The organism is Pseudomonas sp. SP16.1 (genome assembly GCF_052682975.1).
On the sequence record NZ_JBQYFZ010000001.1, the window covers coordinates 3,013,049 to 3,036,217 of the forward strand.

Annotated in this window: 28 protein-coding genes; 19 read left to right on the forward strand and 9 right to left on the reverse strand. The window is 64.7% G+C overall.

Annotation, left to right across the window (positions count from 1 at the left end; all coding sequences use genetic code 11):
• Positions 1-55: 55 nt before the first annotated feature.
• The 7 genes from ACUTAF_RS14380 to ACUTAF_RS14410 all read left to right on the forward strand — a co-directional run bounded on the left by ACUTAF_RS14380 (position 56) and on the right by ACUTAF_RS14410 (position 4,228).
• Complete coding sequence (locus ACUTAF_RS14380) at positions 56-586, forward strand: hypothetical protein (RefSeq protein ID WP_445580585.1); 531 nt, start codon at positions 56-58, stop codon at positions 584-586.
• 96 nt (positions 587-682) lie between these two features.
• Positions 683-1,093: a lysozyme inhibitor LprI family protein gene (locus tag ACUTAF_RS14385; RefSeq protein WP_445578715.1), complete on the forward strand. Its 411-nt coding sequence runs from the start codon at positions 683-685 to the stop codon at positions 1,091-1,093.
• Positions 1,094-1,172: 79 nt separating this feature from the next.
• Positions 1,173-1,805, forward strand: coding sequence for a hypothetical protein (locus ACUTAF_RS14390; protein ID WP_445580586.1), 633 nt, complete (start codon positions 1,173-1,175; stop codon positions 1,803-1,805).
• A 76-nt stretch (positions 1,806-1,881) separates the two neighbouring features.
• Complete coding sequence (locus ACUTAF_RS14395) at positions 1,882-2,229, forward strand: hypothetical protein (protein WP_445580587.1); 348 nt, start codon at positions 1,882-1,884, stop codon at positions 2,227-2,229.
• 86 nt (positions 2,230-2,315) lie between these two features.
• Complete coding sequence (locus tag ACUTAF_RS14400; protein WP_445578714.1) at positions 2,316-2,915, forward strand: hypothetical protein; 600 nt, start codon at positions 2,316-2,318, stop codon at positions 2,913-2,915.
• An 89-nt stretch (positions 2,916-3,004) separates the two neighbouring features.
• A complete protein-coding gene (locus ACUTAF_RS14405; protein WP_445580588.1) occupies positions 3,005-3,427 on the forward strand; it encodes a VOC family protein in 423 nt (140 codons plus the stop codon).
• Positions 3,428-3,676: 249 nt separating this feature from the next.
• Positions 3,677-4,228: a YdeI/OmpD-associated family protein gene (locus ACUTAF_RS14410; protein ID WP_445580589.1), complete on the forward strand. Its 552-nt coding sequence runs from the start codon at positions 3,677-3,679 to the stop codon at positions 4,226-4,228.
• A 96-nt stretch (positions 4,229-4,324) separates the two neighbouring features.
• On the opposite strand, the gene ACUTAF_RS14415 is transcribed toward ACUTAF_RS14410, so the two are convergent.
• The 3 genes from ACUTAF_RS14415 to ACUTAF_RS14425 all read right to left on the reverse strand — a co-directional run bounded on the left by ACUTAF_RS14415 (position 4,325) and on the right by ACUTAF_RS14425 (position 8,038).
• On the reverse strand, positions 4,325-5,707 hold the full coding sequence (locus tag ACUTAF_RS14415) for an ATP-binding protein (protein ID WP_445580590.1): 1,383 nt from the start codon (positions 5,705-5,707) through the stop codon (positions 4,325-4,327).
• Positions 5,704-6,381 (reverse strand): response regulator, encoded by a 678-nt coding sequence (locus ACUTAF_RS14420; RefSeq protein WP_445580591.1) that lies wholly within the window; start codon positions 6,379-6,381, stop codon positions 5,704-5,706. The genes ACUTAF_RS14415 and ACUTAF_RS14420 overlap by 4 nt, the downstream gene beginning before the upstream one ends.
• Positions 6,382-6,865: 484 nt before the next feature.
• Positions 6,866-8,038: an MFS transporter gene (locus ACUTAF_RS14425; protein WP_445580592.1), complete on the reverse strand. Its 1,173-nt coding sequence runs from the start codon at positions 8,036-8,038 to the stop codon at positions 6,866-6,868.
• A gap of 189 nt (positions 8,039-8,227) precedes the next feature.
• On the opposite strand from ACUTAF_RS14425, the gene napE reads away from it, so the two are divergent.
• The 5 genes from napE to ACUTAF_RS14450 are packed head-to-tail and all read left to right on the forward strand — an operon-like array spanning position 8,228 to position 12,292.
• Positions 8,228-8,395 carry a periplasmic nitrate reductase, NapE protein gene (gene napE / locus ACUTAF_RS14430; protein ID WP_445580593.1) on the forward strand — a complete coding sequence of 56 codons (168 nt, stop codon included), beginning with the start codon at positions 8,228-8,230 and terminating at the stop codon, positions 8,393-8,395.
• A gap of 32 nt (positions 8,396-8,427) precedes the next feature.
• A complete protein-coding gene (locus tag ACUTAF_RS14435) occupies positions 8,428-8,688 on the forward strand; it encodes a chaperone NapD (protein ID WP_445580594.1) in 261 nt (86 codons plus the stop codon).
• A complete protein-coding gene (napA, locus tag ACUTAF_RS14440) occupies positions 8,685-11,189 on the forward strand; it encodes a nitrate reductase catalytic subunit NapA (protein ID WP_445580595.1) in 2,505 nt (834 codons plus the stop codon). The genes ACUTAF_RS14435 and napA overlap by 4 nt, the downstream gene beginning before the upstream one ends.
• 11 nt (positions 11,190-11,200) lie before the next feature.
• Positions 11,201-11,686 carry a nitrate reductase cytochrome c-type subunit gene (locus ACUTAF_RS14445; RefSeq protein WP_445580596.1) on the forward strand — a complete coding sequence of 162 codons (486 nt, stop codon included), beginning with the start codon at positions 11,201-11,203 and terminating at the stop codon, positions 11,684-11,686.
• A gap of 9 nt (positions 11,687-11,695) precedes the next feature.
• On the forward strand, positions 11,696-12,292 hold the full coding sequence (locus ACUTAF_RS14450) for a cytochrome c3 family protein (RefSeq protein ID WP_445580597.1): 597 nt from the start codon (positions 11,696-11,698) through the stop codon (positions 12,290-12,292).
• 169 nt (positions 12,293-12,461) lie between these two features.
• Here the strand turns inward: ACUTAF_RS14450 and ACUTAF_RS14455 are convergent, their stop codons facing one another.
• Positions 12,462-12,920: a TlpA disulfide reductase family protein gene (locus tag ACUTAF_RS14455; RefSeq protein ID WP_445582454.1), complete on the reverse strand. Its 459-nt coding sequence runs from the start codon at positions 12,918-12,920 to the stop codon at positions 12,462-12,464.
• 48 nt (positions 12,921-12,968) lie between these two features.
• Between ACUTAF_RS14455 and ACUTAF_RS14460 the strand changes: the two genes are divergently transcribed.
• The gene (locus tag ACUTAF_RS14460; protein WP_445580598.1) at positions 12,969-14,363 is read left to right on the forward strand and encodes a PilZ domain-containing protein; all 1,395 of its coding nucleotides are present in this window, start codon (positions 12,969-12,971) and stop codon (positions 14,361-14,363) included.
• 154 nt (positions 14,364-14,517) lie between these two features.
• Complete coding sequence (locus ACUTAF_RS14465; protein WP_445580599.1) at positions 14,518-14,910, forward strand: hypothetical protein; 393 nt, start codon at positions 14,518-14,520, stop codon at positions 14,908-14,910.
• 48 nt (positions 14,911-14,958) lie between these two features.
• On the opposite strand, the gene ACUTAF_RS14470 is transcribed toward ACUTAF_RS14465, so the two are convergent.
• Entirely contained in the window at positions 14,959-15,162 is a 204-nt protein-coding gene (locus tag ACUTAF_RS14470; protein ID WP_445580600.1) for a hypothetical protein, read from the reverse strand.
• A 417-nt stretch (positions 15,163-15,579) separates the two neighbouring features.
• Positions 15,580-16,803, reverse strand: a complete 1,224-nt coding sequence (locus ACUTAF_RS14475) for a YihY family inner membrane protein (RefSeq protein WP_445580601.1) — start codon at positions 16,801-16,803, stop codon at positions 15,580-15,582.
• 83 nt (positions 16,804-16,886) lie between these two features.
• On the opposite strand from ACUTAF_RS14475, the gene arsC reads away from it, so the two are divergent.
• From arsC to ACUTAF_RS14490, 3 genes are read left to right on the forward strand one after another with little or no spacing between them, the layout of a single operon-like run.
• Positions 16,887-17,240: an arsenate reductase (glutaredoxin) gene (arsC, locus tag ACUTAF_RS14480; protein ID WP_445580602.1), complete on the forward strand. Its 354-nt coding sequence runs from the start codon at positions 16,887-16,889 to the stop codon at positions 17,238-17,240.
• Complete coding sequence (gene wrbA / locus ACUTAF_RS14485) at positions 17,237-17,833, forward strand: NAD(P)H:quinone oxidoreductase (protein ID WP_445580603.1); 597 nt, start codon at positions 17,237-17,239, stop codon at positions 17,831-17,833. Before arsC ends, wrbA begins: the two co-directional genes overlap by 4 nt.
• 1 nt (position 17,834) lies before the next feature.
• Complete coding sequence (locus tag ACUTAF_RS14490) at positions 17,835-18,242, forward strand: DUF2069 domain-containing protein (protein ID WP_445580604.1); 408 nt, start codon at positions 17,835-17,837, stop codon at positions 18,240-18,242.
• Positions 18,243-18,320: 78 nt separating this feature from the next.
• On the opposite strand, the gene hda is transcribed toward ACUTAF_RS14490, so the two are convergent.
• From hda to ACUTAF_RS14505, 3 genes are all read right to left on the reverse strand, one after another.
• Positions 18,321-19,025 carry a DnaA regulatory inactivator Hda gene (gene hda / locus ACUTAF_RS14495; protein WP_445580605.1) on the reverse strand — a complete coding sequence of 235 codons (705 nt, stop codon included), beginning with the start codon at positions 19,023-19,025 and terminating at the stop codon, positions 18,321-18,323.
• On the reverse strand, positions 19,022-20,113 hold the full coding sequence (locus tag ACUTAF_RS14500; protein ID WP_445580606.1) for an AI-2E family transporter: 1,092 nt from the start codon (positions 20,111-20,113) through the stop codon (positions 19,022-19,024). Before ACUTAF_RS14500 ends, hda begins: the two co-directional genes overlap by 4 nt.
• A gap of 81 nt (positions 20,114-20,194) precedes the next feature.
• A complete protein-coding gene (locus ACUTAF_RS14505) occupies positions 20,195-21,217 on the reverse strand; it encodes a DUF2066 domain-containing protein (protein ID WP_445580607.1) in 1,023 nt (340 codons plus the stop codon).
• A gap of 241 nt (positions 21,218-21,458) precedes the next feature.
• Here ACUTAF_RS14505 and purM point away from each other — a divergent pair, with 241 nt between their 5' ends.
• Entirely contained in the window at positions 21,459-22,517 is a 1,059-nt protein-coding gene (gene purM, locus ACUTAF_RS14510) for a phosphoribosylformylglycinamidine cyclo-ligase (RefSeq protein WP_445580608.1), read from the forward strand.
• Entirely contained in the window at positions 22,517-23,161 is a 645-nt protein-coding gene (purN, locus tag ACUTAF_RS14515) for a phosphoribosylglycinamide formyltransferase (protein WP_445580609.1), read from the forward strand. The genes purM and purN overlap by 1 nt, the downstream gene beginning before the upstream one ends.
• The last annotated feature ends 8 nt before the right edge of the window (positions 23,162-23,169 follow it).

The following is a 23,169-nucleotide window of genomic DNA, read 5'->3' on the forward strand; positions in this document are numbered from 1 at the left end:
TGGGACGGGCTAAAGCCCGCCCCTTAACCAAACGTTATGTGCTTCTAAGGGCCGCATGATCCACGAATCCAGCTATTGGAAAGACGATCTTCTCAAGCTTGCAAGCAGGCTTGAGCGTAGGCTTATCCAAACACGCTGGGGCGAAAAAAATCTTTACACCCTAGAGAAAGAAATATTTATCGGATTCTACTCAATCAGAAAGCTAATAGAATCAAAGAAAGTTTCCGATAATGTATCCCGCAAAAAATACTCAATCCACGAGTATCCTTATCGCGGAAACCCCGTCTCTCTCGCAACGCACTTCAAAGATTCAGAGTACGATCTGAGCAAATCAAAAATCACTGAAATATCAGTATCAACGCTCTGCAATCAATTTATTCACAGCCATCATTTCCTGCCTTTTCTTCCAAATGGCAAAAACCTAATAGGCTTTTTCTTTTGCTCAGACCACAAAAGGACTACAGGGCTTTATCTGATAACCCTCTTTGACGTGGTTGAAATTTATCGCTCTGTGGGCAATAACTACCCGCACACCATACACATAAAGCAATTGCCCAATGGCAAATCCACCACAACCATCGAGTAGGCACATAACAATGCGCTCAACTGCCGCTCACTTCGTTCGCTGGACAGTCAAAAGCTGCGCTTTTGCCTGCCCGTTAGCTTAATCGTTAGGGTAATCATGAACCGAAAATCTGCAGCTACATTTATCTTTGCTGGAGCTTTCGCAGGTATTGCTCATGCAGCCCCAATGAAAGAGAACATATGTAGTTCTGCAACCAATGAAGTAGAGATGTATCAATGCCTCAAGCGTCAACTCAAAAAAGCTGATACCTCCTTAAATCAGTCATACAAGGTACTTGTTGCAAGATACAAAGATAACGGTGCTCCGCAGGCTCAGGGAGCAAAATCTCAAGACGGTTATCTTAAAGAAGCCCAAATTGCATGGATAAAGTTCCGAGATGAAAGCTGCGATTTTGAGACCTATGAGTCAATCACAGGAAGCGGCTTTGGGACAATCTACACTGCTTGCCTTCTAGAAAAGACACAAGAGCGAGTCAAGTATCTGCAATGGTACATCGAGCACCCCTAACAAATGGTTCAAGTCGCTCGCTTCGCTCACTCGGGACCGGCTAAAGCCGGCCCCTTAACCAAACGTTAGGGAGGTCGACATGTCTGACGATCCCAATAAATCTTTCCTAGAAACAATTAGGCTACCTGAGTCAGGGGACAAGTTATTCGCTGAAGGCGAAGACTGGTGGATGAATGCCTGCTTAAACTGGTATCACGACCCATCTGAACTTTACATAGGCGGGTATAAAGAGGCTGCTGACGCATTGATAAAGTGTGTTGCAAACCGCGAAGGAAGCGCAGACTCACTAATATTTCCCATTGTATTTTTGTATCGCCAATATATTGAGCTGAGGCTAAAGTCTCTACTTGAGGATGGACGAAGACTTCTTGATAGAGAGCACGAATCTAAAAATGAGCACAGGCTTTCTGCCCTATGGCCAGAGGTCTTATCCATGCTTATGGAAATATGGCCAGATGGTAACAATAAAGACCTAAGAATAATCGACGGACTTATTAAAGAATTTGAGCAGGTCGACCCTCGTTCGACGGCCTTCCGTTATCCAAAAAATCATTCTGGAAGCAAGTCGGTCAACTTGGAAAGCCCGAGAGTAAATCTAAGAAATCTCTCCGAAGTAATTGGTGCAATGGCAATAATTTTAGATGGCGCGGCGTCTGGAATTTCTGAGTACCAAAGCTATAAAGATGACATGAAGCATGAGTTCCGCCCCTAACAAATGGTTCAAGTCGCTCGCTTCGCTCACTCGGGACCGGCTAAAGCCGGCCCCTTAACCAAACGTTAGGTATTACATGGCCCTCTTTGATTTCCTCAGGAAGAAGCAAACACCACAAGATCGTTACGCGGGAAAGCCATTTCTCAAACTAGTTGATTCGTTTGTGTTGAAATGCATTGGTGAGCTTGATGCATCACAAGAAGATCTACTCCAACAAATGACTCCGAAGCTTCAGAAAACTTTTAGCCACTCAGGTTCGTGGGAGGAAATCGTCATGGATCAGTTGCATTTCGGAGCAGAGGTGCGCTCGGCCATCACAGAACTCTGGGAAAAAAACCAAGGTATTGCCAAACAAAATGGCACCACGCTGACGCCTATGCAGTTTGTGGAAATGTTTGTAGCTAACAATGTCACCAATACCTAACAATTGGTTCAAACCGTTCGCTGCGCTCACTGGGACGGGCTAAAGCCCGCCCCTTAACCAAACGTTATGCACACAAGGAAGAGGCCATGAGCAAACCTGACATCGCACTGATATATGAAGAAAGCCTTCCAGAAGATCTATTCCAAGATTTCAAAGAGGGACTAAGCAATGACAAAATTAAAGTGTCAGTCGAGTCTAGACCCCCAAGTGGGCCTCAAGCATGCCTAGAATGGTTCATCTTTCCACTTGTAGCCGCGTATATTTCAAAGCCATATTTCGAAGCTTTTTTCGGGGAAATGGGGAAAGATCATTACGCCATTCTCAAGAAAAAGCTTTCTGAAACCACGACAAAAGTTATGTCTCAACCAAAAATTGAGCCAGTGCTTTACGGCACAAAAGGGAAAATCAGTAAAAACAACCCTTACACCTTAGCCTTCGCAATATATGCAGAGGCTAACGACAACCACAGGTTCAAACTACTTATTCCAAAGCCAGCAGATGACAATAATTACAATGAAATTATTGAAATATTCCTAGAGTTTCTATCGGAGTACCATTCTGGTCTAAAAGAACTTAGCGCTATCGGTTTCGACGAAAATAGCAGACCTCCTAGTGGCTTGATTTTTGTATATGTAAACCCTGCCACAAAAACAATAGAGTGGCTTGACCACATGAAGAGCGCATAACAAATGGTTCAAACCGCTCGCTTCGCTCGCTGGGACGGGCTAAGTCCGGCCCCTTAGCTTAATAGTTGCGCCCCAAGCAGGAAGCACCGATGAAATCACACATTACTGTAATCACTCTTGGCGTCGATGATTTGGAGAGGGCTGTTCGCTTTTACCGCGACGGGCTTGGCTTCAAAACCGCAGGTATCATCGGAAAAGAGTTTGAACATGGCGCAGTTGCTTTCTTTGATTTACAGGCAGGTTTAAAACTAGCCGTTTGGCCGCGAAAAAGTCTTGCGCATGACTCTGGCATCCCGCTAGGTCATTCAAGCGCTACGGAATTAAGCCTCGGACACAACACCTCTTCAAGATCCGAGGTTGATGAAATCATGAAACAAGCAAGAAATGCAGGCGCCGTTATCGTCAAGCCAGCACAGGATACTTTTTGGGGTGGCTATTCAGGCTACTTCCAGGATCCAGATCAACATTTGTGGGAGGTTGTATGGAACCCACAACTGTTACCGCAGGATTGAGGCATGAAGATACGACGCTCCCAATATGTAGTCACCCCCGCTCTGGGTATAGAACGGTGGCGCGGGGAGAGTTCATTACGGCGTTCAAGCCGTTCGCTTCGCTCACTCGGAACCGGCTAAAGCCGGCCCCTTAACCAACCATTGGTCTCAACAAGGGTGTTCGTGCATTTCAAGGAGACAGATTTATTCTTGATAGTCTCTCCAGGCATTCCCCCTGCATCACGACGCCAGATCCGGAGGACTATCCCAATGTCCCAAACGCAAGAGACGTCCCGGTTCCAGACCACCCTGCTACGCCCTCGCCTGCCGGATGGCGAGTCGTCCTGGGCATTCGTGGTGCTGCCGCGAGAGGCGAGCGAGCAGCTGCCGAGACGCGGCAGGACCAGCGTGGACGGCCGGCTCAACGGGCGCCCCTTCCGGGCCAGGCTCGAGCCGGATGGTCAGTTGAGCCATTGGCTGCGCTTGGATAGCGACCTCCTGCAGGCGGCAGGCGCGGCTATCGGCGACGTGGTGACGCTGGAGATCGCCCCGGTCGCGCAGGAACCCGAGCCGGACGTGCCGGCGGATCTGGCCGCGGCCCTGGCCGCCGCTCCCGCGGCGCGCAGCGTCTGGGACGCTACGACGACTATCGCGCGGCTGGACTGGATTCACTGGATCGAGTCGGCCAAGCAGGCCAAGACCCGCGCCAAACGTGTCGCCGACGCCTGTGCCATGCTTGGCGAGGGGAAGAAGCGGGTCTGCTGTTTCGATCAGTCCGGCTACTACAGCAAGGCCTTTCGCGCCCCCGAAATGGCGGGTTGAGTACGCGCTGCGGCGTCCGCTGCAGCGATCCGGACGCCGTTCGCAGTGGAAGGCTTCGCGGCTCAAGCCCCTCTCAAAGGAGACAGGCCGCCAACCTCAGTCGTACAGGCGCACCCTGAAGCACGCCCCGCCCAGCGGCGAATCCTCCAGGCTCAGTTCGCCGTCGTAGCTGTCGATGATGTCCTGCACCACGGCGAGGCCGATGCCCTGCCCGGGGTTCTGCGCATCCAGCCGTTCGCCACGGCGCAGCACGCGGGCGCGCTGGTCGGCAGGCACCCCGGGGCCGTCGTCTTCGATGGTCAGGCGGCAGCCGTCGGGCAGCTCCTCCAGGCTCACACGCACGCGATGCAGGCACAGGCGGTAGGCATTTTCCAGCAGGTTGCCGAGCAGTTCCATCAGCGCGCCGCGTTCCATGCTGATCTGGCTCTGCTCGGCTACCCGCAACTCGGTCTGCACGCGCTTGTCGCGGTAGACCTTGTCCAGCGACAGGCACAGGCCGTCGAGCAGCGGCCACACGGCCTCGCGGTGGCGCACCAGGCCGCTGCGGCGCAGGCTGGCACGCTGCAGCTGGTAGCCGATCTGCTGGCTCATGCGCTCGATCTGCGCCTGCATCAGCTGCGCCTGGTCGCGGCTGGCCGACTGTTCGGCGAGTGTCTCGCCGAGCCCCTGGAGCACGCTGAGCGGAGTTTTCAGGCTGTGTGCCAGGTCTTCCAGGGAGTCGCGGTAGCGTTCGCGCTGGCGCCGCTCGCTATCGAGCAGGCGGTTGAGCGAGCCGGTCAGGCGCAGCAGCTCGCGCGGGTGCTGGTCGCTCAGTCGCTGGCGGGTGCCGGCCTCGACACCGTCCAGTTCGTCGCTCAGCCCGCGCAGGCTGCGAAAGCCCCAGGTCAGGCCGAACCAGAGCAGGCCCAGCAGCGCCAGCAGGGCGATGCCCAGCCACAGCTTGAGGCGCCAGACGAAGCCGTCGAACAGCTTCTGGTATTCGCGGGTGGGCTGCATGGTGACGATGCTGAAGGCCGCGGCGCTGCCGCGCAGCAGGTCGATCTCGATGTCGTAGAGGAAGAATTCCTCGCCATGCTCGTCGCGCACCCGGGCGAATTCGTGGCCGCGGCCGTCGTAGCGCGGCCGGTAGCTGACCACCTCGTCCTCGGAGGAGCGCGAGCGCCACAGCAGCTGGCCGTTGCGATCGAAGATCAGGCCGAGCAGGTGCGAGTCGAGGTTGTCGAACTCCTCGTCCGGCATCTTCTCCGGCATGCGCAGCTGGCCATCGCGGATACGCGCGGCGGAGATCAGCGCGGCGGCGTCGGAGGCCAGGCGTTTTTCCACCGTCTGCTCCAGGGCCGTGTTGAATACACCCTGCAGCACCGGCAGCAGTACCAGCATGAACAGCACCGCCAGCACGGCGGTGCCCAGCATCAGGCGCAGGCGCAGCGAACCCAGGCGTGCCCGCAGCCGGCGCAGGTAGGCGCGGCTGCGGCTCACTTGCAGCGCTCGTTGAACAGGTAGCCCTGGCCGCGCACGGTCTCGATCGGCCGGCCGCCGAGGGCCCCCTCCAGCTTGCGGCGCAGGCGCCCGACCAGCACTTCGATGACGTTGGGGTCGCGCTCCTCGTCGCCCGGGTAGAGCTGTTCCATCAGCCGCTCCTTGGCCACCACCTGCTGGTGATGGCGCATCAGGTACTCGAGGATGCGGTACTCGTAGGCGGTCAGCTGCAGCGGCCGACCGTCCGCCGCGGCTTGCTTGCGGTTGAGGTCGAGCACCAGCCTGCCGGCCTCGATGGTCGACTTGGTGAAGCCGGAGGAACGCCGCAGCAGGGCGTTCAGGCGCGCCTCCAGCTCCTCGAACTGGAACGGTTTGACCACGTAGTCGTCGGCACCGCAGGACAGCCCCTCGACCTTGTCCTGCCAGTTGCCGCGGGCAGTGAGGATCAGGATCGGAAAGTTCTTGTCCTGGCTGCGCAACTGGCGGATCAGGTCGATGCCGCTCATGCCGGGCAGGCCGAGGTCGATCAGGGCCAGGTCGTGGTTGTAGGACTCGGCCCGGTACAGCGCCTCCTCGGCCGTGCGCACGGCGTCGACGACGTGGCCCTGCTCGCTGAGACGGGTGAACAGATGGTGGCGCAGCAGCGCTTCGTCTTCCACCACCAACAACTTCATGAGACTTCCCCTATGGCTGGTGAGCCGGGCGACGTGCCCGGCGCGAATCGGTGGCGCGCACTCGGAACGCCTGACCGGCGCCGAGACAGACCGGCGAGCCGCCGTGCTGAACCAGCGAGCCGGCTCTGCCTCGTACGGCGCCAGTTCGGTGCTGGCATCGCCGCGCAGATAACGACAGCCGGCTTCGATCGAGGGACTGCGCTCGAGTTCCGGGAGGATACCGGCCTGCGCGCCGGCGGCGTAGCCGAGTCGCCGTCGCGCTGCTCCTTGCCTGCCCTGCTCCGGTTAGCCCCGGCCGCCGCATGCGGGAAGCCGGCAGCCAAGATGCCCAACAGGGATGGCCGGGGCGAGGCGCCGTGCAGTGAGTGCCAGCGGGGCGGCCTCGCGGATCGGTCGTTGAGCGAGTCGACGACGAGTCTAGCCGAGCACCTCTGAACCCCTGCTGAACCCTCGTTGAACCTCGACTGAACGATGGCCGGGCCGCCTACAAGCGCCGCACCAGCGCCGCGGCGAGCACGAACAGGGTCGCCAGCACGGTCAGCAGCGCCAGCCAGCCGGCGTGCTCCCAGACGTAGCCGCCGCCGTAGCCGACCAGGCTCGACCCCAGGTAGTAGGCGCACAGGTACAGCGCCGAGGCCTGCGCCTTGGCGCCCTGGGCATGGGCGCCGACCTGGCCGCTGGCCACCGCATGGGCGGCGAAGAAGCCCAGGGTGAACAGCGCCAGGCCGGCCACCGCGGCGCTCAGCCAGGGCGTCGCGCAGAGTGCCACACCCAGCAGCATCAGCGCGATGCCGCCTAGCAGCACGCGGCGCGCGCCGAAGCGCGGCACCAGCCGGCCAGCCCAGCCGGCGCTGAAGATGCCCAGCAGGTAGACGGTGAACAGCAGGCCGATCAGCGTGGCCGACAGGTTGAACGGCGCGGCGGCCAGGCGGAAGCCGACGTAGTTGAACAGGGCGACGAAACCGCCCATCAGCAGGAAGGCCAGGGCGAACAGCAGGCGCAGGCGCGGATTGCCTAGGTGCAGGGCGAAGTTGCCGAGCAGGCCGCGCAACGACAGCGGCTGGGCGCGAAAATGCCGCGACGGCGGCAGCAGCCAGAGAAACAGCGCCAGCGCCAGCAGGCCGAGGCCGGCGATGCCGCCGAGCGCCCAGGGCCAGCCGCCCAGGTCGCTGAGCAGGCCGGCCAGCAGGCGCCCGAGCAACCCACCCAGGGCGGTGCCGCCGATATACAGGCCCATGGCCGCGGGCAGCGAATCGGGGTCGAACTCCTCGCCGACGTAAGCCATGGCCAGCGCCGGCAGGCCGCTCAGGGCCAGGCCGAGCAAGGCGCGCAGCCACAGCAACTGGCTCCAGTCGTCGACCAGCGCGCAGGCGATGCCGAGCAGCGCGGCCAAACCCAGGGCGCCGGCCATCACCGGCTTGCGCCCCCAGCTCTCGGCCAAGGCGCCGGAGACCAGCAGGCACAGCGCCAGGCTCAGGGTGGTCAACGACAGCGCCAGGCTGCTGCTGGCCGCCGACACGCGAAAATGCGTGGCCAGCAGCGGCAGCAAGGGCTGCACGCAATAGAGCAGGGCGAAGGTGGCAAAACCGGCGCAGAACAGCGCCAGGGTGGCGCGCCGGTAGGCGGCGGTGCCGCGGGTGAGATGGCTAGCGGACATCGGACGGGCTCGGGAGACACGGGGAAAAGATTAGCACGCTACCTATCAAAGCGGCTTTGCCGAATCGGCACAAGCGCTGCGCGCCGACCGGTTAGCCGGGCGTCATCGCTGCCGCTCCGGTGCAACGGGTTTTGCTCCTACGCCCAGTAGGGTCTAGCCTGAACTCGACGCAAGAACGGAGTCGACCGCATGCGCAAGCCGGACGCCGAACCCACACCGAAGAGCAAGGAAACCCGCCTGTTCCTGTTCCTGGTCGTGTGCCTGTTTCCCCTGCTGTCCGTCGCCCTGGTCGGCGGCTACGGCTTCTTCATCTGGTTCATGCAGATGCTGCTGGGGCCGCCCGGCCCGCCGAGCTGAGCCGCCCCTCATACGCCCCGGAGCCACGGAACATGGCCGAAGCCCTGCACATCGCCAGCCTGCTGGTACACGTCCGCCCCGAATTGCTCGGCGCGGTGAAGGCCAACCTGCGCCGCCTGGACGGCCTCGAACTGCATCAGGAAAGCCCGCTGGGCAAGCTGGTGGTGGTGCTGGAGGCCGAGCACGAGCGGCAGATTCTCGAATGCATCGAGCAGATCAGCGCCCTGCCCGGCGTGCTCAACGCTGCCCTGGTCTATCACGAACTCCTCGCCGCCGAAGGAGATACCGAATGAAGCTAACCCGCCGTCAATTCGCCAAGGCCAATGCCGCCGCCATCGCCGCGGCCGCGGCCGGCCTGCCGCTCGCCAGCACGGCAAGCAACCTGGTCACCGAGGCGGACATGACCCGCCTGGACTGGAACAAGGCGCCCTGCCGCTTCTGCGGCACCGGCTGCAGCGTGATGGTGGCGACCAAGGACAACCGCGTGGTGGCCACCCACGGCGACGTCAAGGCCGAGGTCAACCGCGGCCTGAACTGCGTCAAGGGCTACTTCCTGTCGAAGATCATGTACGGCGTCGACCGCCTGACCCAGCCGCTGCTGCGCATGAAGGACGGCGCCTATCACAAGCAGGGCGAGTTCCAGCCGGTGAGCTGGGAGCAGGCCTTCGATATCCTGGCGCAGAAGACCAGGCAGGCGATCGCCGAACACGGCCCCGAGGCGGTCGGCATGTTCGGCTCAGGGCAGTGGACGGTGTGGGAAGGCTACGCCGCCAACAAGCTGATGAAGGCCGGCCTGCGCAGCAACAACATCGACCCCAACGCGCGCCACTGCATGGCCTCGGCGGTGATGGGCTTCATGCGCACCTTCGGCATGGACGAGCCGATGGGCTGCTACGACGACATCGAGGCGGCCGACGCCTTCGTCCTGTGGGGCTCGAACATGGCCGAGATGCACCCGATCCTGTGGAGCCGGGTCACCGACCGCCGCCTGAGCCATCCGCACGTGCAGGTGGCGGTGCTGTCGACCTTCGAGCACCGCAGCTTCGACCTGGCCGACATCCCCATGGTGTTCGCCCCGCAGAGCGACCTGCTGATCCTCAACTACATCGCCAATCACATCATCGAGTCCGGCGCGGTGAACCAGGACTTCGTCGCCAAGCACGCCAGGTTCGCCAAGGGCGCCGACGACATCGGCTACGGCCTGCGCGCCGACCATCCGCTGGAGATGCGGGCCAAGAACGCGGCCAAGGCCAACACCTGGAGCGACATGTCGTTCGAGGCCTTCGCCGCCTTCGTCAAGCCCTACACCTTGGAGCGCACCGCCAAGGAGAGCGGCGTGCCGGCCGAGCGGCTCAAGGCCCTGGCCGAGCTGTACGCCGACCCCAAGCGCAAGGTCATGTCGTTCTGGACCATGGGCTTCAACCAGCACACCCGCGGGGTGTGGGCCAACAACCTGATCTACAACCTCCACCTGCTCACCGGCAAGATCAGCGAGCCGGGCAACAGTCCCTTCTCGCTCACCGGCCAGCCCTCGGCCTGCGGCACCGCGCGCGAGGTAGGCACCTTCGCCCACCGCCTGCCCGCCGACATGCTGGTGGCCAACCCCAAGCACCGCGAAACAGCCGAAAAGATCTGGAAGCTGCCGCCCGGCACCATTCAGGAGAAGGTCGGCTTCCACGCCGTGGAGCAGAGCCGCAAGCTCAAGGACGGCGTGCTCAAGGTCTACTGGACCCAGGCCAGCAACAACATGCAGGCCGGGCCGAACATCATGCAGGAGGTGCTGCCGGGCTGGCGCAACCCGCAGGCCTTCGTCGTCGTCTCCGACGTCTACCCCACGGTTTCGGCCCAGGCCGCCGACCTGATCCTGCCCAGCGCCATGTGGGTGGAGAAGGAAGGCGCCTACGGCAACGCCGAGCGCCGCACGCAGTTCTGGCATCAGTTGGTCAAGGCGCCGGGCGAGGCCAGGTCCGACCTGTGGCAGTTGGTGGAATTCTCCAAGCGCCTGACCACCGACGAGGTCTGGCCCGCCGAGCTGCTGGCCAAGGCGCCGGCCTATAAAGGCAAGACTCTGTACCAGGTGCTGTTCGCCAACGGCCAGGTCGACCAGTTCCCGCGCGAGCAGATCGAGGCCGGCTACGCCAACGACGAGGCCGAGGCCTTCGGCTTCTACCTGCAGAAGGGCCTGTTCGAGGAGTACGCCCAGTTCGGCCGCGGCCACGCCCACGACCTGGCGCCGTTCGATACCTATCACGCCGAGCGCGGCCTGCGCTGGCCGGTGGTGGACGGCAAGGAGACGCGCTGGCGCTATCGCGAGGGCCTCGATCCCTATGTCGAGAAAGGCAGCGGCGTGCAGTTCTACGGTCACCCGGACAACAAGGCGATCATCTTCGCCCTGCCCTACGAGCCGCCAGCCGAGGCGCCGGACAGCGACTACCCGTTCTGGCTCAGCACCGGCCGGGTGCTGGAGCACTGGCACACCGGCAGCATGACCCAGCGCGTCGAGGAACTGCATCGCGCCGTGCCCGATGCCCTGGTCTATATGCACCCGGACGACGCCAAGGCGCTGGGCGCGCGGCGCGGCAGCGAGGTCAAGCTGGTCAGCCGGCGCGGCGAGATGCGTGCCCGGGTGGAAACCCGCGGGCGCAACAAACCGCCCCAGGGCCTGGTGTTCGTGCCCTTCTTCGACGCCAACAAGCTGATCAACAAGGTCACCCTGGACGCCACCGACCCGATCTCCAAGCAGACCGACTACAAGAAGTGCGCGGTGAAGATCGAACTGGTCAGCCTGGCCTGAGGAGCATCGTCATGAGCCTGCGTCATCTACCCCTGCTACTGCTCGCCGCCTTCGGCCTGGCCGTCGCCGCTGAGGTCGACTATCCCCTCGACGCCCCGGCACCGGACGGCCGCCGCCCCGGCGGCACCCTCAGCCAGACGCTACCGGCACCGGTGCTCGGCAACGAGGAGAACAAGGACCTCAAGCGCGAGCGCAACTATCCCGAGCAGCCGCCGACCATCCCCCACAGCATCCGCGGCTACCAGGTCGACGCCAACGGCAACAAGTGCCTGAGCTGCCACAGCCGCGCCAACAGCGCGCGCAGCCAGGCGCCGATGATCAGCATCACCCACTACATGGATCGCGACGGCCAGCCGCTGGCCTCGGTGTCGCCGCGCCGCTACTTCTGCACCCAGTGTCACGTATCGCAGCAGGAGGTGCAGCCGCTGGTGGGCAACAGCTTCGAGAACATCGACCGCCTGCTGCAAGACGAAGCGGCCGGCGCGGCGCAGCCCTGAGGAGGCTCCATGAAGTCATTACTGGCCCTGCTCAAGGACTACTGGGGCATCCTGCGCCGGCCGAGCGTGCATTACAGCCTGGGTTTTCTCAGCCTCGGCGGCTTCATCGCCGGGATCATCTTCTGGGGCGGCTTCAACACCGCGCTGGAGGCCACCAACACCGAGCAGTTCTGCATCTCCTGCCACGAGATGGAGAGCAACGTCTACGTCGAGCTGCAGGACACCATCCACTACAGCAACCGCTCCGGGGTGCGCGCCACCTGCCCGGACTGCCATGTACCGCACCAGTGGACGGACAAGATCGCGCGCAAGATGCAGGCGTCGAAGGAGGTCTGGGGCAAGATCTTCGGCACCATCAACACCCGCGACAAATTCCTCGCCATGCGCCGCGAACTGGCCGAGCACGAGTGGGCGCGACTCAAGGCCAACGACTCGCTGGAGTGCCGCAACTGCCACAACTTCGACTTCATGGACTTCACCAAGCAGAGCCCGCGCGCCCGGCAGATGCACTCCAGCGCCCTGGCCGAAGGAGCGGCCACCTGCATCGACTGCCACAAGGGCATCGCCCACCAGCTGCCGGACATGAGCGGGGTGCCGGGCTGGTGAGCAGTTAGACCGTAGGGTGTCGCGGGGCCGCCTAGGCTGTGTGCACCAGCTCCACACCCGAGCGGCCGCCGAGGCGTGCCCCCATCCGACGGATCATCGGTGCGCACGGCGCACCCTCCGACACTCTCCTCACGCCGCTGCCCCGGCGGCGCACCCTACCGCGCCCAGCCTACTCGCCGCGCAAACGCTCGAGGTGCGCCAGCAGGCCGGCGGCGGTCTGCTCGCCGACCAGGCGCTCGCGCAGCTTGCCGTCGGCGTCGACTATGTAGGTCACCGGCAGCACGTCGTTGCGCGGCAACTGGAAGCGCGGCGCCGGGTCGACCGCGAGCACGGTGAAGGCGATGCCGAAGGCCTCGGCGACCCGCTTCAGGTCCTCACCCGCAAGGCCGTCGAAATTGACCCCCAGCACCCGCGCCGAGCGCCCCTCGAGCTGCTCGGCGAGCGCGTTGAGCTCGGGAATCTCGGTGCGACAGGGCGCGCACCACTCGGCCCAGTAATTGATGAGCAACCACTGGCCATCGAGACTGCCAGCCGTTACCTTTCGTCCATGCTGGTCGGGGCCGAAGTCCTCGGCGCAGCCAGCCAGCAGCAGACCGGCGCAGATACCCATAACAGCCTTGCCGACCATCCGGAGCCGTAAGCCCATGTATTCGATCCTCGTCCACCCGGGGTTGAAATGACGCTGGATGCCCTGCGCCTGGAGGTACCCGACCTTCGCGACGACGGCATAGCACCGGCGCAGATCGCCGAACGGCTCGCCGGCGCCCGCGACCTGGAAGCCGGCGAGGGACTGCAGCAGGTGCTCGGTTTGTTGTTCAGGCTCAATCGCAGCGGCCTGACCTTACTGGAAAGGCAACGTGCGCTGCAAAACTTCGCTGACGAATACCGCCACTACGCGCGCCTCGAGATCACCCCGAACACGTTGTTCGTGCGCCTGTGCGGCGAACTGGCGGTCGGCTTCAAGCGCCTGCTGCTGCAGATTCTCCAGGGTCGCCAGCCGTCGCGCCCGCACCTGGCCTGGTGCCTGTACATGGCTCAGCATTTTCTCGCCCAGCAGTTGCTGCGCCATTACCAGCTGTACCAGGAGCCGCCGGCGGCGCTGTGGCGCGACAGCCATCTGCTGTACTGGATCGGCGAACACCAGCAGTGCCTCGACGAGCCGGTCGCCGCCGCCTTCCTGCCCAGGCCGGCCGCCACCCTGAGCGGCCTCTATCAGCAGATGCTGTTGCTGGCGCTGAGCAACCCCTTCCACCTGGCCGAAGGCGAATGCCTCACCCTGTTCGCCGCCCTCGCCCCGCTGGCGGGACTGGCGCGCCTGCAGCCGTGGGACGCGGAGGACGATATCGAGGGACCGCTGGTCGACCTCAGCGCGGCGCAGGGCTGCCTCGCGTTCGGCCAGCGGATCGAGGGCGAGAGCGTCTATCTGCGACGCTTCGAGCTGGGCGCCCTGCTGATCGCGCTGAACGAGCCGGCGCCGCTGCAGAGCCAGGCGGAACGCCAGTTGCTCGAACGGGTGCATCCGCACTGGCTCGGCCGCCAGCAACGTCGTCACGAGCGCGCCGAACTCGACGGCCAGTGCAACCTGGTGATCGGACTGCCGGCCATCCACGCCCAGTTGCTGGACCAGCTGCCGCCGCGCAGCGAGGCGCAGATCGTCGACGCCAGCGCCGGCGGGGCACGCCTGCTGTGCAATGCCGACGAGGGCGGGCAATTGCAGATCGGCCAGCTGGTGCTGCTGCTGACCCAAGGCACCCCGACCCTGGCCCTGGTCCGCTGGCGCCATCACGGCGGCCAGGGCCTGCACCTGGGCCTGCGCTATCTCAAGGGCCTGCCGCGTCCGACCTGGCTACGCCGCGCGCCCCATGCCCAGACCCATCCGGGCGTGCTGCAGAGCACCCCGACGCCCGGCGAAGGCTGGCATCACGGCCTGTGGTTGCCCCAAGGCCAGTTCGCCGAGGGCGAGCAGCTGTGGCTGCAGCTGGCCAATGCGCACAACCAGACCAGCCTGCCGCTGCCGCCGGGCAACCTGCAGACGCCTTTGGTAAGCCGCCACCTGCTACGGCTGGCCTAGCCCGGCACTGGCGGCCCCCTGGCCGGGGCAACCGGAATATCCACAAAAACTGCGAGGCCAGTCACGCGGCCAGCCTGCCAAGTGCACAGTTTCGCCGACGGCGGCCTGCTTATAATTTGTTTCACCTCATTCGCTCGCAGCCTGGAATCCCACCATGTCCCAAGCGCAAGACAAGCTGATCGGTTCCGTGCCTTCCCGCATCGTCGACGTCGCCCGCCTGTTGGTCACCCCTTACGAGGGACGGGTCGCCGAGTACAACGTCGCGACCTGGCTGCAGCTGCCGGGCCTGGCCAACCTGCCGGTGTCGCTGCTGGTCAGCTACCGCGATGGCGACAAGCGCCGGGAAATCCCGATCGACCATGGCAAGGTCAACGCCCAGGGCAAGATCCTGCTCTCGGGCATCGCCCGCATGCCGGTCAAGCAGAAAATCGAGGACATGCAGGTGCGCCTGCGCTCGGCGGTGCCGACGCAGAGCCTGGTGGTCGACGAGTTCTTCGTTCAGGCCGTCGAGCTGGCCAGCAGCGCGTCTCGCCAGGCCACGGCCTGATCCGCCGAGCCCGTGTCGAACCCCGCGCCCCGTCGCGGGGTTTTCGTTTCAGGCCGAAGACACTTCCGGGCTGAGCGGAGCCGGCTCCGGCGCTTCGTTGTCCTCCTGCACCTGGCTGTCCGGTTCGACATGCGCCAGCAGCGACTCCGGCCAGCGGGCGAAGCGCAACCCGGTGATGCGATTGAGCCGCGTCAGTGCCTCCTGCGGGTCACGCCGGTGGAGATGGATTACCCTGTTCTTGCGACCGCTCATTCCCGCCCAATCCTCAGCCGACCCCTGCCCTGCTGGCAGTTCGATAGCAACCTATCCCGCAACTGCCAGAAGCGTGCCAGTCGCGCCCTTCACGCCATTGCCCGGCGCCCGCCCCTTCAGGCGCCGGACGCCGCGGATGGGTGACGCCGTAATATGACGTTTTTTGTCACCTGCCATCCCTGGCGGTGACCCTTCGGGCCGTCGCTACGCGACGTCAAGCATTTCTCCCGGAGATGCTTTTGTCACCTGCCATCCCTGGCGGTGACCCTTCGGGCCGTCGCTACGCGACGTCAAGCATTTCTCCCGGAGATGCTTTTGTCACCTGCCATCCCTGGCGGTGACCCTTCAGGCCGTCGCTGCGCGACGTCAAGCATTTCTCCCGGAAATGCTTATCTCGCCTGCCATCTCAGCCAAGCACTAGTGAGACTCCGCTCCCGTCAGCCAGTCCGCCAGGCTGACACCGAACAGCTCCACGCGCTGCGCCTGCAGCCGCTCCAGTGCCTTGCGCAGCGCCGGGTACCAGGGCTCGTCGAGTTGCGCGGGCAGTTGCTCCAGGCTCGGCAGGGCCCAGGGGCTGCGCTCCAGCAACTGCTGCAGGCTGAAATGATGCAGATCGCGGCACATCACCCAACCACCACCGCCGGTCCGACAAGCCAGTTGCTCGCGCTCGAGAAACTCCATGACCTCGCTCCATTCATCGAGCGGCAGGCGCCAACCGATACGCTGCATATCTCGATAATGCAGCGCCTCGCCCTGCTGCTGACGCTGCAACAGCAGCCGCAGCACGCCGAGCAGCAGCAGCGTGCGCGGCAGCGGCCTGCGCCGCCAGTGGCGCGGCTGCGACAGGCCGTAGACCAGTTCGGCGCCGAGCAGCACGATCAGCCAGGACAGGTAGATCCACAGCAGGAACAGCGGCACCGTGGCGAAGGCGCCATAGATCAGCTGATAGCCGGGAAACAGGCTGACGTAGACGCCGAACAGCGCCTTGGCCACCTCGAACAGCACCGCGCTGAACAACCCGCCAAGCAGCGCATGACGCAGCGGCACGCGGGTATTGGGCACCGCCGCATAGAGCAGGGTGAAGGCCGCCACGCTGCTCGCCAGCGGCATGAAGCCGAGCAGGGTCTTGGCGCCGAGCAACGCATCCGGCCCGGAGATCAGCGACAGCGAGGCGACATAGGTGCTGACGGCGAAACCGGCACCGAGCAGCAACGGCCCCAGGCTGAGGATCGCCCAGTACAGCAGGAAGCTGGACATGCCGCGTCGCGGCTGGCGCACCCGCCAGATCAGGTTGAAGGTCTTCTCGATGGTCACCAGCATGAGGAAGGCGGTGACCGCCAGCAACCCCACGCCGAACCAGGTCAGCTGCCGCGCCTGGGCGGTGAACTCGCGCAGGTACTGCTGCACCGTCTCGCCGGTGGACGGCACGAAATTGCGGAAGATGAAGCCCTGGATGCCGTCGCCGACACCTTGGAAAGCCGGTATCGCCGAGAGCATGGCGAAGGTCACGGTCATCATCGGCACCACCGCGAACAGGGTGGTGTAGGTCAGGGCCGCGGCGCTGCTGACCCCGCGATCCTGAATGAAACGCCGTGACAGGGACAGCCAGAACTCCAGCCAGTCCCGTAGACGATGCTGCATGCCTTCTCCTTAGCGGCTAAACACTGCGGCTGCCGACCGACCCGGTTAGAATAGCCGCCACTTCAAGCCGGATGCGACCCACCATGACCGACCTGACCCTCTACCACAACCCGCGCTGCTCGAAATCCCGCGGCGCGCTGGAGCTGCTCGAGGCCCGCGGCCTGCAGCCGACCGTCGTGCGCTACCTGGAAACCCCGCCCAGCGCCGACCAGCTCAAGGCCCTGCTCGACAAGCTCGGCATCGCCGCCCGCGACCTGCTGCGCAGCGGCGAGGAGGAGTACAAGAGCCTGGGCCTGGCCGATGCCAGCCTGAGCGAGGCGCAACTGATCGAGGCCATGGTGCGCCATCCGAAACTGATCGAGCGGCCGATCCTGGTGGCCGGCGACAAGGCGGTGATCGGCCGTCCGCCGGAGAAGGTGCTGGAGCTGCTGGCATGAGCGCCCCCTATATCCTGGTGCTTTACTACAGCCGGCACGGCGCCACCGCGCAGATGGCCCGGCAGATCGCCCGCGGCGTGGAGCTGGCCGGCCTGGAGGCGCGCCTGCGCACGGTGCCGGCGGTCTCCAGCGAGTGCGAGGCGGTGGCCCCGGCCATCCCCGACGAGGGCGCACCCTACGCGACCCTGGACGACCTGAAGAACTGCGCCGGCCTGGCCCTGGGCAGCCCGACCCGTTTCGGTAACATGGCCGCGCCGCTGAAGTACTTCCTCGACGGCACCAGCAACCTGTGGCTGACCGGCGAACTGGTCGGCAAACCCGCCGGCGTGTTCACCTCCACCGCCAGCCTGCATGGCGGCCAGGAAACCACCCTGCTGTCGATGCTGCTGCCGCTGCTGCACCACGGCATGCTGCTGTGCGGCCTGCCCTACAGCGAGTCGGCGCTGCTCGACACCCGCGGCGGCGGCACGCCCTATGGCCCCAGCCACCATGCCGGCGGCGACGCCAAGCGACCGCTGGACGAACACGAGATCGCCCTGTGCCGCGCCCTCGGTCAACGCCTGGCGCACATCGCCGGCAAACTGGAGAACTGACGTGGCCCGCGCGAAGAAACCGCTGCCCAGCCTCGACTGGCTGCAACCGCGACTGAAGCTCAGTCGCGCCCTCAGCCTGCTGAGCTTCCTCGCCCTGCTGACCCTGCTGCTGGTCTGGAACCTGGCCTTCGCCGACCTGCATGGTGCGCGCATCGGCGTGGTCCTGGCGATCCAGCTGCTGCCGCTGGCCCTGCTCGCCCCCGGCCTGCTGCTGGGCAACGCCCGCGCTCACGCCTGGGCCTGCTTCGTGGTCAATGTCTACTTCATCCAGGGAGTGCTGGCCGCCATCGATCCGGCCCGCGCGCTGTTCGGCGCCCTGGAAGCGGTGATCAGCCTCGGCCTGTTCTGCAGCGCCCTGCTCTATACCCGCTGGCGCTTCCAGTACGACCGCAAGCTGGCCGGAGAATAGGCGCGGCACAAGGCGTAGCCCGGATGCAATCCGGGAATGACGGAGCCCTGGCCGCGGGTTGCGTCCGGGTCAGGCCGTCTACCAACCCAGGGTTTCCTTGAGGAAGGGAATGGTCAGCTTGCGCTGTGCCTGCAGCGAAGCCTGATCGAGGCGCTCGAGCAGCTCGAACAGTGCGCTCATGCTGCGCTCGCCACGGGTGAGGATGAAGCGTCCGACCTCGTCGCTCAGCTGCAAGCCACGGCGCGAAGCGCGCAACTGCAGGGCGCGCAGCTTGTCCTCGTCGGACAGTTCGTGGAGCTGGAACACCAGCGCCAGGGTCAGGCGCGATTTCAGGTCCGGCAGCTGGATCGGCAGCTCACGCGGCGACACGGTGCCGGCCAGCAACAGCCGTCGGCCGCTGTCGCGCAGGCGATTGAACAGGTGGAACAGGCCTTCCTCCCAGTCGCTGCGCCCGGCCACCGCGTCGAGGTCGTCGAGGCAGACCAGCTCGCACAGCTCCAGGTTGTCGAGCAGCTCCGGGCCGTACTGCACCACCTCGCTCAACGGCAAGTAGACCACCGCCTCGCCGCGCTGCTCGAAGCGCAGGCAGGCGGCCTGCAGCAGGTGGCTGCGGCCCACGCCCTGGGCGCCCCACAGGTAGATCAGGCTTTCCGTCCAGCCGGCATCGGCCTCGCACAGCCGCTCGACATAGCCCAGGGCCGCGGCGTTGGCGCCGGGGTAGTAGTTGGCGAAGGTAGCGTCGTCGCGCAGACGCACCCCCAGAGGCAGCTGGATTGGTTTCATGCAGGGCTCGGCGGCTCCTCGGAACCGCTGTTGGACTCACCGTAAAGGCCGGAAAGTTTATACAAATCATGAGCATGGCGCAGCAGCACCATGATTACTGCCGCCACCGGCAGGGCCAACAGTACGCCGGTGAAGCCGAACAACTGGCCGCCGGCGAGGATGGCGAAGATCACCGCAACCGGGTGCAGGCCGATGCGGTCGCCTACCAGCAACGGGGTCAGCAGCATGCCTTCGAGCATCTGGCCGACCATGAACACGGCGCCGATGCCCAGCAGCGGGTAGGGTTCCAGGCCGAACTGGAACAGCGCCGCGGTGAGTGCCGCGCCGATGCCGACGATAAAGCCCATGTAGGGCACGATGCTGGCCAGCCCGGCCAGCACGCCGATCAGCAGGCCCAGTTCCAGCCCCACCAGCATCAGCCCGGCGGCGTAGATGACGCTCAGCGCCAGCATCACCAGCAACTGACCGCGCAGGAAGGCGCCGAGCACCTCGTGGCACTCGCCCACCAGCTTGACCACCAGCGCCTCGCGCTGACGCGGCAGCAGGCGGCGCAGACGCTCGACCAGCAGGTCCCAGTCGCGCATCAGGTAGAAGCTCACCACCGGGATCAGCAGCAGGTTGCCCAGCCAGGCCAGCAACGCCAGGCCCGAGGAAGTAGCCTGGGCCAGCACGACCTTGAGCACGTCGGTGGTCTTGCCTAGATGCTCGGCGAAGGCCGCCTTGAGCTGGTCGAACTGCCAGAAGTCGTCGCTCAGCCCCAGTTGCGCCTGCGACCAGGGCAAGGCGGTGCCCTGCAGCCAGTCGAGCATCTGCGGCGCCAGTTGGTACAGGCGCGCCAGCTGGCGGCCGAACATCGGCACCACCACCAGCAGCGCCAGCAGCAACGCCAGGCCGAACAGGGCGAAGACCACCAGCACGCCGGCGCCGCGCGACAACCTCAGGCGCTCCAGACGGTCGACCAGCGGGTCGCCCAGGTATGCGAGGAGAATGCCGATCAGAAAGGGCGAAAGAATCGGATGCAGCAGGTACAGCAGCCAGCCGAGCAGGAACAGCCCGGCCATCCATAGCCAGCGGGTAGAGTAGGTCATGCTCGGTTCCTCGATTTGCAACGGCGCCTCGCGCGGCGCTGCCAGCAATGGTCTGGCGACGCGTCAGCGGCGCGCTGCAGTCTACCAGCGAAAGCGCAGCTCATCGGTGCGCGGCTGCACATGCGGCGCCTCGCCGGCGTCGGCAGACGCGCTGTCGATCGGCTCGCTGACTTCCTGCAGCTGCCCCAGAGCCAGCTGCGCGCGCAGCTGTTCGGGGCTGGCATTGACCTGGTAGGTCAGGCGCTGGCCGTCGACGGCCTGCAGGCGCGCGGCGAACGGCTCGAGCAGGCGCTCGAGCGCGGCGAAACGGCTCAGGTCGGCGCCCTCGATCACCAGGGTCAGGCTCTGCGCCGCCCCCGGCTGGACCAGGAAACGCGGCGCCAGGCGCTCGCTGACCGCCAGCAGCACGGCATCGGCCAGCGCCGCCGGATCGGCCGCCTCGGCCTTGCCCTGCTCGCGCTCGTCGCCCAGCCACAGGCGCCACTGCGCCTGCCAGCTGCCGTCCGCCTCGGCGGCCTGCACCGTCAGCAGGGCGTCGGCGGCGTAGCGCTCGGAGGCCTCACGTAGCGCCTGGGGGTCGTTACCGGCCAGCGCCTGCGGGGTGGCCAGCAGTTGTTCCTCGAGATCCGCCAGCGGCAGGCGCAGCGGCAGACCGCGATGCTGCGCGGCGTCACGCAACGGGGCGGCGTCGCCCTGGCTTTCACCGATCAACTGGATGCCATCGGTCGTCTCGCTCAGCCACCAGGTCAGGATCACCGGGCGGTTGGCGCCCCACAGGGCCAGCCCGGCCTGGCGCAACTGGCGCTCGGTGCTGGCCGGATCGAACTCCACCACCAGCACCTCGTCCTCGTAACCGTAGCGGCTGACGATCTGCTGCGGGTCCTGGCGCAGGCTCTCCAGGCTGGCGCCCTGCAGCGCCTTGGCATCGCCGGTCAGGCGCTGCACCAGGGTCTGCAGGGCCCGCTGCATGGCGGCGGCGCGGGTTTCCGGCTGCTGGTCGGCGACGCTCTCGCGCACCTGGTACAGGCCGCTGACCTGGGCGGCCCCGGCGGGCAGGCACAGCAGCGACAGGCAGAGGAACAGCAGGCGGATCGGCAGGCGCATGGCAGGCTCTCGAGAGGGATGGCGGCGCGCAGGAGGTGCGCAAAGGCGTATACCTTAAACAGCCGCTCCCGCCCCGGCAACCTGGCTCGCAGACCACGACGAAGCGCATGCGTGCGAGTGGCCGCTACCGGGCAAGCCTGATAAAATCGCGCGCCTTCGCCAGCCGGCGCATGCGCCGGGGTCCCGCACGGGCCCCACTGCGCCGGCGCCTACACGAACTCCCTCTCAAAGGCCCGGATCTATGAGCAAGCAACCCTCCATCAGCTACAAGGACGCAGGCGTCGACATCGATGCCGGCGAGGCCCTGGTCGAACGCATCAAAGGCGTGGCCAAGCGCACCGCGCGTCCGGAGGTCATGGGTGGCCTGGGTGGTTTCGGCGCCCTGTGCGAGATCCCGGCCGGTTACAAGCAGCCGGTGCTGGTGTCCGGCACCGACGGCGTCGGCACCAAGCTGCGCCTGGCACTGAACCTGAACAAGCACGACAGCATCGGCCAGGACCTGGTCGCCATGTGCGTCAACGACCTGGTGGTCTGCGGCGCCGAGCCGCTGTTCTTCCTCGACTACTACGCCACCGGCAAGCTCAACGTCGACGTCGCTGCCACCGTGGTCACCGGCATCGGCGCCGGCTGCGAACTGGCCGGCTGCTCCCTGGTCGGCGGCGAGACCGCCGAGATGCCCGGCATGTACGAGGGCGAGGACTACGACCTGGCCGGTTTCTGCGTCGGCGTAGTGGAGAAGAGCGAGATCATCGACGGCTCGCAAGTCGCCACCGGCGACGCGCTGATCGCCCTGCCCTCCTCCGGCCCGCACTCCAACGGCTACTCGCTGATCCGCAAGATCATCGAGGTCTCCGGCGCCGACATCGAGCAGGTACAACTCGACGGCAAGCCGCTGGCCGACCTGCTGATGGCGCCGACGCGCATCTACGTCAAGCCGCTGCTCAAGCTGATCAAGGACACCGGCGCGGTCAAGGCCATGGCCCATATCACCGGTGGTGGCCTGCTCGACAATATCCCCCGCGTGCTGCCCAAGGGCGCTCAGGCGGTGGTCGACGTGGCCAGCTGGACCCGTCCGGCGGTGTTCGACTGGCTGCAGCAGCAGGGCAACGTCGACGAGCACGAGATGCACCGCGTGCTCAACTGCGGCGTCGGCATGGTCATCTGCGTCGCCCAGGATCGGGTCGAAGCGGCGCTGGCCAGCCTGCGCGCCTCGGGTGAAGCCCCATGGGTGATCGGCCAGATCGCCGAGGCCGGCGAAGGCGCCGCCCAGGTCCAGCTGAACAACCTGAAAGCCCACTGATGGCGTGCAACGTCGTCGTCCTGATCTCCGGCTCGGGCAGCAATCTGCAGGCGCTGATCGACAGCGCCGCCGATGACGGCAACCCGGCGCGCATCGCCGCGGTCATCTCCAACCGCGCCGATGCCTATGGCCTGCAGCGCGCGCAGAATGCCGGGATCGCCACCGTGGTGCTCGATCACAAGCAGTTCGATAGCCGCGAGGCGTTCGATGCGGCGCTGATCCAGGCCATCGACGCCCACCGGCCGGACCTGGTGGTACTGGCCGGCTTTATGCGCATCCTCACTGGCGACTTCGTGCGTCACTATCAGGGTCGTCTGCTGAATATCCACCCCTCGCTGCTGCCCCGCTACAAGGGTCTGCACACCCATCAGCGGGCGCTGGAGGCGGGCGACGCCGAGCATGGCTGCAGCGTGCACTTCGTCACCGAGGAACTCGATGGTGGCCCTCTGGTCGTACAGGCTGTGCTGCCGGTGGCCGCGGGCGACACGATCGAGACGCTGGCGCAGCGCGTGCACGCCGAGGAACACCGGATCTATCCGCTGGCGGTGCGCTGGTTCGCCGAGGGCCGCTTGCGTCTCGGCGCACAAGGGGCAATGCTGGATGGCCAGCCGCTGCCCGCCAGTGGCCACCTGATTCGAACCTAGGAGACATC

Coding starts and splice junctions, on each gene's coding strand:
- ACUTAF_RS14420 (WP_445580591.1), bottom strand. CDS start 6,381: ATGAAGTTGTTGGTGGTGGAAGACGAAGCGCTGCTGCGCCACCATCTG.
- ACUTAF_RS14385 (WP_445578715.1), top strand. CDS start 683: ATGAACCGAAAATCTGCAGCTACATTTATCTTTGCTGGAGCTTTCGCA.
- ACUTAF_RS14455 (WP_445582454.1), bottom strand. CDS start 12,920: ATGGTCGGCAAGGCTGTTATGGGTATCTGCGCCGGTCTGCTGCTGGCT.
- ACUTAF_RS14450 (WP_445580597.1), top strand. CDS start 11,696: ATGAAGTCATTACTGGCCCTGCTCAAGGACTACTGGGGCATCCTGCGC.
- napA (WP_445580595.1), top strand. CDS start 8,685: ATGAAGCTAACCCGCCGTCAATTCGCCAAGGCCAATGCCGCCGCCATC.
- ACUTAF_RS14400 (WP_445578714.1), top strand. CDS start 2,316: ATGAGCAAACCTGACATCGCACTGATATATGAAGAAAGCCTTCCAGAA.
- ACUTAF_RS14390 (WP_445580586.1), top strand. CDS start 1,173: ATGTCTGACGATCCCAATAAATCTTTCCTAGAAACAATTAGGCTACCT.
- ACUTAF_RS14500 (WP_445580606.1), bottom strand. CDS start 20,113: ATGACCTACTCTACCCGCTGGCTATGGATGGCCGGGCTGTTCCTGCTC.
- arsC (WP_445580602.1), top strand. CDS start 16,887: ATGACCGACCTGACCCTCTACCACAACCCGCGCTGCTCGAAATCCCGC.
- ACUTAF_RS14435 (WP_445580594.1), top strand. CDS start 8,428: ATGGCCGAAGCCCTGCACATCGCCAGCCTGCTGGTACACGTCCGCCCC.
- ACUTAF_RS14505 (WP_445580607.1), bottom strand. CDS start 21,217: ATGCGCCTGCCGATCCGCCTGCTGTTCCTCTGCCTGTCGCTGCTGTGC.
- purN (WP_445580609.1), top strand. CDS start 22,517: ATGGCGTGCAACGTCGTCGTCCTGATCTCCGGCTCGGGCAGCAATCTG.
- ACUTAF_RS14425 (WP_445580592.1), bottom strand. CDS start 8,038: ATGTCCGCTAGCCATCTCACCCGCGGCACCGCCGCCTACCGGCGCGCC.
- ACUTAF_RS14475 (WP_445580601.1), bottom strand. CDS start 16,803: ATGCAGCATCGTCTACGGGACTGGCTGGAGTTCTGGCTGTCCCTGTCA.
- purM (WP_445580608.1), top strand. CDS start 21,459: ATGAGCAAGCAACCCTCCATCAGCTACAAGGACGCAGGCGTCGACATC.
- ACUTAF_RS14460 (WP_445580598.1), top strand. CDS start 12,969: ATGACGCTGGATGCCCTGCGCCTGGAGGTACCCGACCTTCGCGACGAC.
- ACUTAF_RS14445 (WP_445580596.1), top strand. CDS start 11,201: ATGAGCCTGCGTCATCTACCCCTGCTACTGCTCGCCGCCTTCGGCCTG.
- napE (WP_445580593.1), top strand. CDS start 8,228: ATGCGCAAGCCGGACGCCGAACCCACACCGAAGAGCAAGGAAACCCGC.
- ACUTAF_RS14405 (WP_445580588.1), top strand. CDS start 3,005: ATGAAATCACACATTACTGTAATCACTCTTGGCGTCGATGATTTGGAG.
- ACUTAF_RS14465 (WP_445580599.1), top strand. CDS start 14,518: ATGTCCCAAGCGCAAGACAAGCTGATCGGTTCCGTGCCTTCCCGCATC.
- ACUTAF_RS14395 (WP_445580587.1), top strand. CDS start 1,882: ATGGCCCTCTTTGATTTCCTCAGGAAGAAGCAAACACCACAAGATCGT.
- hda (WP_445580605.1), bottom strand. CDS start 19,025: ATGAAACCAATCCAGCTGCCTCTGGGGGTGCGTCTGCGCGACGACGCT.
- ACUTAF_RS14410 (WP_445580589.1), top strand. CDS start 3,677: ATGTCCCAAACGCAAGAGACGTCCCGGTTCCAGACCACCCTGCTACGC.
- ACUTAF_RS14470 (WP_445580600.1), bottom strand. CDS start 15,162: ATGAGCGGTCGCAAGAACAGGGTAATCCATCTCCACCGGCGTGACCCG.
- ACUTAF_RS14380 (WP_445580585.1), top strand. CDS start 56: ATGATCCACGAATCCAGCTATTGGAAAGACGATCTTCTCAAGCTTGCA.
- wrbA (WP_445580603.1), top strand. CDS start 17,237: ATGAGCGCCCCCTATATCCTGGTGCTTTACTACAGCCGGCACGGCGCC.